The 7794-nt window shown below is 67.3% G+C and carries 7 protein-coding genes; all 7 read left to right on the plus strand.

Translation table 11 applies throughout. The annotated features are described in order from the left end of the window. Positions 1-36 precede the first annotated feature (36 nt). Positions 37-1425: a magnesium transporter gene (mgtE, locus tag ACXN5S_RS09370; RefSeq protein ID WP_458605156.1), complete on the plus strand. Its 1389-nt coding sequence runs from the start codon at positions 37-39 to the stop codon at positions 1423-1425. Beyond that, entirely contained in the window at positions 1422-1982 is a 561-nt protein-coding gene (locus tag ACXN5S_RS09375; protein WP_458605157.1) for a 5-formyltetrahydrofolate cyclo-ligase, read from the plus strand. Before mgtE ends, ACXN5S_RS09375 begins: the two co-directional genes overlap by 4 nt. Before the next feature lie 193 nt (positions 1983-2175). After that, on the plus strand, positions 2176-2991 hold the full coding sequence (locus ACXN5S_RS09380; protein WP_458605158.1) for a TIGR00282 family metallophosphoesterase: 816 nt from the start codon (positions 2176-2178) through the stop codon (positions 2989-2991). A gap of 108 nt (positions 2992-3099) precedes the next feature. Next, complete coding sequence (locus ACXN5S_RS09385; protein WP_458605159.1) at positions 3100-4875, plus strand: SLC13 family permease; 1776 nt, start codon at positions 3100-3102, stop codon at positions 4873-4875. 172 nt (positions 4876-5047) lie between these two features. Further along, positions 5048-6052 carry an ABC transporter substrate-binding protein gene (locus tag ACXN5S_RS09390; RefSeq protein ID WP_458605160.1) on the plus strand — a complete coding sequence of 335 codons (1005 nt, stop codon included), beginning with the start codon at positions 5048-5050 and terminating at the stop codon, positions 6050-6052. A gap of 39 nt (positions 6053-6091) precedes the next feature. Beyond that, entirely contained in the window at positions 6092-6883 is a 792-nt protein-coding gene (locus ACXN5S_RS09395) for an ABC transporter ATP-binding protein (protein WP_458605161.1), read from the plus strand. Then, a complete protein-coding gene (locus tag ACXN5S_RS09400) occupies positions 6880-7647 on the plus strand; it encodes an ABC transporter permease (RefSeq protein ID WP_458605162.1) in 768 nt (255 codons plus the stop codon). The genes ACXN5S_RS09395 and ACXN5S_RS09400 overlap by 4 nt, the downstream gene beginning before the upstream one ends. Positions 7648-7794: the final 147 nt, after the last annotated feature.

Consider the following 7794-nt stretch of genomic DNA (forward strand, 5'->3'; position numbering starts at 1 on the left):
CTATGGTCGGGCCCGACCCCAGCCGGAGGAGCGGACATGACAGAGACGACCCCACAAACCGCGCCCGAAGCCGAGGATGACGGCACCTTCGCGCTGCCGCAAAAACTCTTCGACGATATCCTCGATGCCATCGAGGAAGAGGACGTGCCGCGCGTCGATGCCATCCTCGAGCCGCTGCACCCCGCCGACGTCGCCGACCTTCTGGAACAGCTCGACCTGCGCGACCGCAAGGCGCTGCTGGTGCTGTGGACCGGCGTTACGGGCGAGATCCTGTCGGAGCTCGACGACAATCTGCGTGAAGAGGTCATCGCCTACCTGCCGGCAGACCAGCTGGCCGAGGCGGTGCGCGAGCTGGAATCGGACGACGTCGTCGATCTGGTCGAGGATCTGGAGACCGCCCAGCAGGTCGCCGTGCTCGCCGGGCTCAGCGCCGCCGAGCGCAACGTGGTGGAGAAGGCGCTCGCCTATCCCGAATATTCCGCCGGCCGCCTCATGCAGGTGGAGATCGTGCGCATGGCGGAGGACTGGAATGTCGGCCAGGCCATCGACCACATGCGCAGCGAAGAAAACATGCCCGACCAGTTCTACCATGTGGTGCTGGTCGATGCTCGACTGAAGCCCAAGGGCTATGTCACGCTCGGGCGCATCCTGTCGCATCCGCGCGCGACGCCGCTGAAGGATCTCGCCGAGGACAGCTTTCGCACCTTCCATGTCGAGGACGATCAGGGCGACGTGGCCTATGCATTCAACCAGTACCACCTGATCTCCGCCCCGGTGGTGGACGACGAGGACCGGCTCGTCGGCGTGATCACCATCGACGACGCGATGGAAGTGCTGGATGACGAGGCCGAGGAAGACATCCTGCGCCTCGCCGGTGTGGGCACTGAATCGGAGATCTCCGACAGCACCTGGGGCACCGTGAAGCAGCGGCTGCCCTGGCTGGCGGTGAACCTGCTGACGGCCATCGTCGCCTCGGTCGTGATCTCGCTCTTCGACGAGACCATCGCCGCCGTCGTGGCGTTGGCGATCCTGATGCCTATCGTTGCCTCGATGGGCGGCAATGCCGGCACCCAGTCGCTGACGGTGGCGGTGCGGGCGATTGCGACGCGCGACCTCACCGGCAGCAACGTCTGGCGGGTGCTGAGGCGGGAGATGGTCGTGGGGCTGTTCAATGGCGTCGTCTTCGCCGCCGTCATGGCGGTGGTGGGGATCGTCTGGTTCGGCCTGCCGATGCTGGGCGTGGTGATCGCGGCAGCCATGGTGATCAATCTGGTGGTGGCTGGCCTGGCCGGCATGGGAATCCCCGTGGTGCTCGACAAGATGGGGGTCGACCCGGCCCTCGCCTCGGGAACCTTCGTGACGACGGTGACTGATGTCGTGGGCTTCTTCGCTTTCCTCGGCCTCGCCGGGGTGCTGCTGCTGTGAGCGCTGCCGCGGAAGACAAGGCCGCGGCCCGCGCCGAGGCCTTTGCCCGCCGCAAGGCGGCCTTCGAGGCGGCGGGTCCGGGGCAGGCGGCGCAGCTCTCTGCCCTGCTGGCCGGCCATCGCGGCGTGCCGCTGGCCGGCTACCTGCCGATCCGCACGGAGATCGACCCGCTGCCCGCCATGGCCGAGGCCGCCGCCCACGGCCCCGTCGCCGTGCCCATCATCGAGGCACCGGCCACCCCGCTGCGCTTCGCCCGCTGGGAGCCGGAGATGACGCTGGTCGAGGGGCCCTTCCGCACGCTGCGGCCCGAGGTGCTGGACTGGGTGACGCCCGAGATCCTGATCGTGCCGCTGCTCGCCTTCGACCGGGCCGGCTACCGCCTCGGCTACGGCGGCGGCTTCTACGATCGCACGCTGGAGAAGCTGCGCGCCGAAGGGCCGGTGCTGGCGGTGGGCTTTGCATTCGCGGGCCAGGAGGGGCCGGTGCCGGTGGAGGTGACCGACCAGCCGCTCGACCTGATCGTGACGGAGCGCGGTGTCATCGAACCGGTTCGCTAGAAAATTGAGCGCCTGAGGCGCACCCGATTCCGGGGCAGGGGGGCTGTCTGCCCCCCTCTTGGCCTGATGGCCAATTCACCCCCCGAGGATTTTGCTGGAGCAAAGACGAGGGGGCGGCTTGCGCGCGTGGTGTCTCTTGGGACGGAGGGGCGGCGCCGATTGCGATGGGCGGGCCGGGGGGGTATGGCAGGCCATGCGTATTCTTTTTCTTGGCGATGTCATGGGGCGCGCGGGGCGCGCCGCCGTGGCGGAGCGGCTGCCGAAGCTCCGCGAGGACTGGCGGCTCGATTTTGTCGTGGTGAACGGGGAGAATGCCTCCTCGGGCCATGGGCTGAGTGCCAGCAACGCCAAGGCGCTGCTGGAGGCGGGCGCCGATGTGCTTACGCTCGGCGATCATGCCTTCGACCAGAAGGACATGCTGCAATTCTGCGAGGCCGAGCCGCGGATCATCCGCCCGCTGAACATTGCCAAGGGCGCGCCGGGGCGGGGGGCGAAGGTCTTTGCCGCAAAGGGCGGGCAGAAGGTGCTCGTCGCGCAGGCGCTGGGGCAGGTGTTCATGTCGCGCAGCTATGACGACCCGTTTTCGGCCGTCGAGCCAGTGTTGAAGGCCCACCCCATGGGCGGGCTGGTGCAGGCGAGCCTGATCGATATGCATTGCGAGGCGACCAGCGAGAAGATGGCCATGGGCCATTATTGCGACGGCCGCGCCAGCATCGTGGTGGGCACGCATACCCATGTGCCGACCGCCGATGCGATGATCCTGCCCGGCGGCACGGCCTATCTTTCCGACGCCGGGATGTGCGGCGATTACAATTCGGTCATCGGCATGGAGAAGGCCGAGCCGATGCGCCGCTTCGTCACCGGCATGGCCAAGGAGCGCTTCACGCCGGCGCTGGGCGAGGCGACGCTGGCCGGGCTCTACGTGGAGACCGACGACCGCACCGGCAAGGCCACGCGCCTGAACCCCGTGCGCCAGGGCGGCCGGCTGCAGGGGGCAGGGCCGGCGTGACCGGATTGCCCCGGTTCAGGCCGCTGTAGCGTTAAGCCGACGCGCGCCCTTGTGCGATGCAGCATCCTCCGGCAATGCTCTCGCGCCGAGGGGCAGGCAGGGGCTGGAATGATCGGGATAGAGTTCGGGCCGATGGAAGAGGCCGTGCTGGCCATCGCCATCATGCTCGCCATGTTCGTGGCGTTCGTCAGCGAGCGCTACCCGATCGAGGTGGTGGCCCTGACCGGCGCCATGTCGCTGGTGGTGCTGGGCATTCTCGACCCGGGCCAAGCCTTCGAGGTGTTCTCGAACCCCGCCCCTTGGACCATCGCCGCCATGTTCATGATCGTCGGCGGGCTGGTGCGCACCGGGGCGCTGGACTGGTTCTCCTCGCTCGCCTCGCGCGGCGTGATCACCCGGCCGAAGCTGACCATCTTCGGCATCGCCATCTCTGTCGTCGTCCTCTCGGCCTTCGTCAACAACACGCCCATCGTGGTGGTGATGCTGCCGGTCTTCATCCAGCTCGCCAAGCAGCTCGACCTTGCCCCCTCAAAGCTGCTGATCCCGCTCAGCTACATGTCGATTATGGGCGGCACGCTGACGCTGATCGGCACCTCGACCAACCTCGTTGTCGACGGTGTCGGCCGCGCGGCGGGGGTGGAGCCCTTCCATATCTTCGAGATCGCGCCGGTGGGCATTCCGCTGGCGATCACCGGGCTCGTCTATCTCGGCCTCTTCGGCAACCTGCTGCTGCCGTCGCGCGATTCCATGGCGCTGATGATGTCGGACCGAAGCCGCATGCGTTTCTTCACCGAGGCGGTGATCCCGCCGGGCTCCAACCTCATCGGGCGCGAGGTGCTGGGCGTGCAGCTCTTCAAGCGCGAGGGCGTGCGGCTGATCGACGTGATCCGCGGCGACGAGTCCCTGCGGCGCAACCTCGCCGGTGTCTCGCTTGAAGTGGGCGACCGCGTGGTGCTGCGCACCCAGATGACGGAGCTGCTGAGCCTGCAGCGCAACAAGGACCTGCGCCGGGTCGATCAGGTTTCGGCGGTGGAGACTTCGACCGTCGAGGTGCTGATCACCCCCGATTGCAAGATGGTGGGCCGGCGGCTGGGTGACCTGCGCCTGCGCCGCCGCTACGGCGTTTACACGCTGGCCGTGCACCGGCGTGACCGCAATGTCGGCCGGCAGATGGACGACACCGTCGTTCAGGTCGGCGACACGCTGCTGCTGGAGGGCGCGCCCGCCGATGTGCAGCGTCTGGCCAGCGAGATGAACCTCGTCGATGTCGCCCACCCCACGCAGAAGGCCTTCCGCCGCAGCCGGGCCTGGATCGTCATCGCGGTGCTCGCCTCGATCGTCGGCCTCTCGGCCATTGGCGTGGCACGGATCGAGCTGCTGGCCTTCCTCGGCGTCGCCGTGGTGCTGCTGACCCGCTGCATCGATGCCGACGAGGCCTTCTCTTACGTCGACGGGCGGCTGCTGGCGATGCTCTTCGCCATGCTGGCGGTGGGGGCGGGGCTGGAGCAATCGGGGGCGGTGGAGCTGATCGTGACCTATGCCGCCCCGTTGCTGGAGGGGCTGCCTGCGGTGGCGACGCTTTTCGCCATCTTCGCCATCACCTCGATGCTGACCGAGCTGCTCTCCAACAACGCCGTGGCCGTGGTGGTGACACCGGTGGCCATCGGCCTGGCGCAGACGCTGGGGCTCGATCCCAAGCCGGTACTGATCATCGTGATGATGGGGGCCAGCTTCGGCTTTGCCACGCCCATCGGCTATCAGTGCAACATGCTGGTCTACGGGCCGGGGGGCTACAAGTTCTTCGATTTCGTGAAGATCGGGTTGCCGCTGAATATCATTCTCGGGGCGGTCGCCTCACTGATGATCGCGTTCTTGTACTTCTGATGGGGCGCTGCGGCCAGCGTTCGCGGACTGCCCGGAAAGGTGGCAGGTGGGGCGCGACCTGCCTGCGCAATGGGCGGTGCGGGGCATTGGCACTCACACGCTGCGCTGGCGATAGACGGCCCCCGGGCCGCGCGCCTACCCCTAGGCAGATTGCAACAGCGAGATGCCATTCATGTTCCGACCGATTTTCGCCGCCCTGACGCTCTCCATCGCCGGCACCGCTGCCTCGGCGCAGACCGAGATGCCCTTCGCGCTCGACTGGAAGTTCGAAGGCCCGGCCGCGCCCTATACCCTCGCCATCGACGAGGGCTTCTTCGCCGATCAGGGCCTTGAGGTCACCGTGACCGAGGGCAACGGCTCGCTCGACGCCATTCCGAAAGTCGCCACCGGCGCCTTCCCAATCGGCTTTGCCGACATCAACTCGGTGATCCGCTTCCTTGATCAGAACCCCGGCGCACCCGTGACCGCCGTGATGATGATCTACGATAAGCCGCCCTTCGCCGTGGTGGGCCGCGCCTCGCTCGGCATCTCCGACCCCAAATCGCTCGAAGGCACCGTGCTGGGCGCGCCGCCGCCGGATGGCGCCTGGGCGCAGTTCCCGATCTTCGCCGCCGCCAATGACCTCGACATGGATGCGATCACGGTCGAGCCCGTCGGCTTCCCCACCCGTGAGCCGATGCTGGCCTCGGGCGAGGTCGCCTCGGTCACCGGTTTCTCCTTCACTTCGACGCTGAACACGATGCGCCTCGGCGTGCCGGAGGATGACATCGTCGTGCTGCTGATGGCGGATTACGGCGTCGACCTCTACGGCAATGCCATCATCGTCAACACCGACTTTGCCGAAGAGAACCCCGAGGCGGTTACCGGCTTCCTCACCGCGGTCACCGAAGGCTGGCAGGCGGCCATCGCCGACCCCGACGCCGCCATCGCCTCGCTGATGGAGCGCAACCCCGCCGCCGATGCCGAGCTGGAGATGCAGCGCCTGCAGCTGGCGCTGGAAGACAACGTGATGACCGACTGGGTGATGGAGAACGGCTTCGGCGGCATCGACGATGCGCGCTTCGCCAGTGGCCTGGAGCAGACCAAGTCGGTCTACGAATTCACCTCCGAGCCCGATGCCTCCGTCATCTTCGACAGCAGCTACCTGCCGGCGGCCGACGCCCGCATGCTGCAATAAGGCTCAAGGGGCGGCGGCTGGCCCGCCGCCCGACCTTCCATGACCGATCTCATCGACATCAAGGGCGTCCGCCACGCCTATCGCACCCCGAACGGCCCGCTGCCGGTGCTGGACGGGCTCGACGTATCCATCCCGCGCGGCGAGTTCTGCGCCGTCGTCGGCCCCTCGGGCTGCGGCAAATCCACCCTCACGCGGCTGGTGGCGGGGCTGATGAAGCCCGATGCCGGCGAGGTGAAGATGGATGGCGAGCCGATCCGCGGGCCCCGCAAGAACGTGGGCATGGCTTTCCAGAACCCCGTTCTGCTCGAATGGCGCAACATTCTCGACAACGTCATCCTGCCGCTCGAGATCGTGGCCCCCTCGATGCCCCGCAAGGAGCGGGTAGCCCGGGCGGAGGAGCTGCTCGCGATGGTTGGCCTGCAAGGCTTCGAGGGCAAGCGCCCCTCCGAGCTGTCAGGCGGCATGCGCCAGCGCGCCTCGCTCTGCCGCTCGATCGTGCACAAGCCCGACGTGCTGATCATGGACGAGCCCTTCGGCGCGCTCGACAATTTCACCCGCGAGGATCTGTGGCAGACGATGCGCGACCTGCGCGCCGCCGAGCCCTTCACCGCCGTGCTCATCACCCATGACCTGCGCGAAAGCGTCTATCTCGGCGATCAGGTCGTCGTGCTCTCGGGCCGCCCGGCGCGCACGCAATATGTACTGAACGTCGATCTGCCCGCCGAGCGCCCGCTCGACATCCTCTTCACGCCGAAAGTGGGCGACATGCTTCATATCCTGCGCGACCAGATCAAGATCGCCCAGGGCCGTGCGCCTGAGGCCGCCGCATGAACACCGCTCTGCGCAAGGTCGGCGTGCCTGTCCTCTCCATCGTCATCTTCCTGGTGCTCTGGGAGCTGATCGTCCGCCTCAACGGCTGGCCGAATTACGTGATGGCCTCGCCATCCGACCTCCCCGCCGCCTATGCGCGCTTCTGGGAGCTGTTCCTCATCGGCTCCTGGCAGACGCTCTGGCGCACGGTCGTCGGCCTCTTCATCGCTGTAGTCTTCGGCGTCGCGCTCGGCATGGTCATGGGCTTCAGCCGCATCGCTCGTGACGGGCTCTATCCGCTGCTGGTGGGCTTCAACGCTATCCCCAAGGCGACGCTGGTGCCGGTGCTGGCGCTGCTGTTCATAGGCCAGCACGATTTCAACACGGTGATGATGGCCTCCCTCATCTCCTTCTTCCCCATCGCCGTCTCGGTCGCCATCGGCCTCTCGACGCTGGAGCCCGAATACCGCGACATTCTGCGCGCGCTCGGCGCCAGCCGCATGACGATCTTCTGGAAGATCGCCCTGCCGAAGACGCTGCCGGAATTCTTCGGCGCCCTGAAGGTCGCCGTCACGCTGGCCTTCATCGGCACTAACCTGGTGGAAATCGTCTCCCCCCATGGCCGCGGCCTCGGCGCCCTCTTCCTCTCCGGCCAGACGAACTCCAACTACCCGCTGATGTTCGCCGTCCTCATCGCCCTGGCCGTCCTCGGTATCGTGCTCTTCTACGCCGTCGTGGCGCTGGAACGCATCTTCGCCGGCTGGGCCGAACGCACGGAAACCTGACCCCACGTCACCACGCCCGGCTCTCGCGCACCCCCGATCCTCTGCCGAGCGCGTCCCGCAACCCGCCCCCTCGTCTTTGTTCTGACAAAATCCTCGGGGGGTGCGGGGGGCAGACAGCCCCCCGCCGCTTTCGCGAGACGCGCCCGC

Source organism: Pseudoroseicyclus sp. H15 (assembly GCF_054353345.1).

Bases quoted from the DNA above. Each gene is read 5' to 3' on its own strand.
- ACXN5S_RS09380 (WP_458605158.1), top strand. From the start codon at position 2,176: ATGCGTATTCTTTTTCTTGGCGATGTCATGGGGCGCGCGGGGCGCGCC.
- ACXN5S_RS09390 (WP_458605160.1), top strand. From the start codon at position 5,048: ATGTTCCGACCGATTTTCGCCGCCCTGACGCTCTCCATCGCCGGCACC.
- mgtE (WP_458605156.1), top strand. From the start codon at position 37: ATGACAGAGACGACCCCACAAACCGCGCCCGAAGCCGAGGATGACGGC.
- ACXN5S_RS09385 (WP_458605159.1), top strand. From the start codon at position 3,100: ATGATCGGGATAGAGTTCGGGCCGATGGAAGAGGCCGTGCTGGCCATC.
- ACXN5S_RS09400 (WP_458605162.1), top strand. From the start codon at position 6,880: ATGAACACCGCTCTGCGCAAGGTCGGCGTGCCTGTCCTCTCCATCGTC.
- ACXN5S_RS09395 (WP_458605161.1), top strand. From the start codon at position 6,092: ATGACCGATCTCATCGACATCAAGGGCGTCCGCCACGCCTATCGCACC.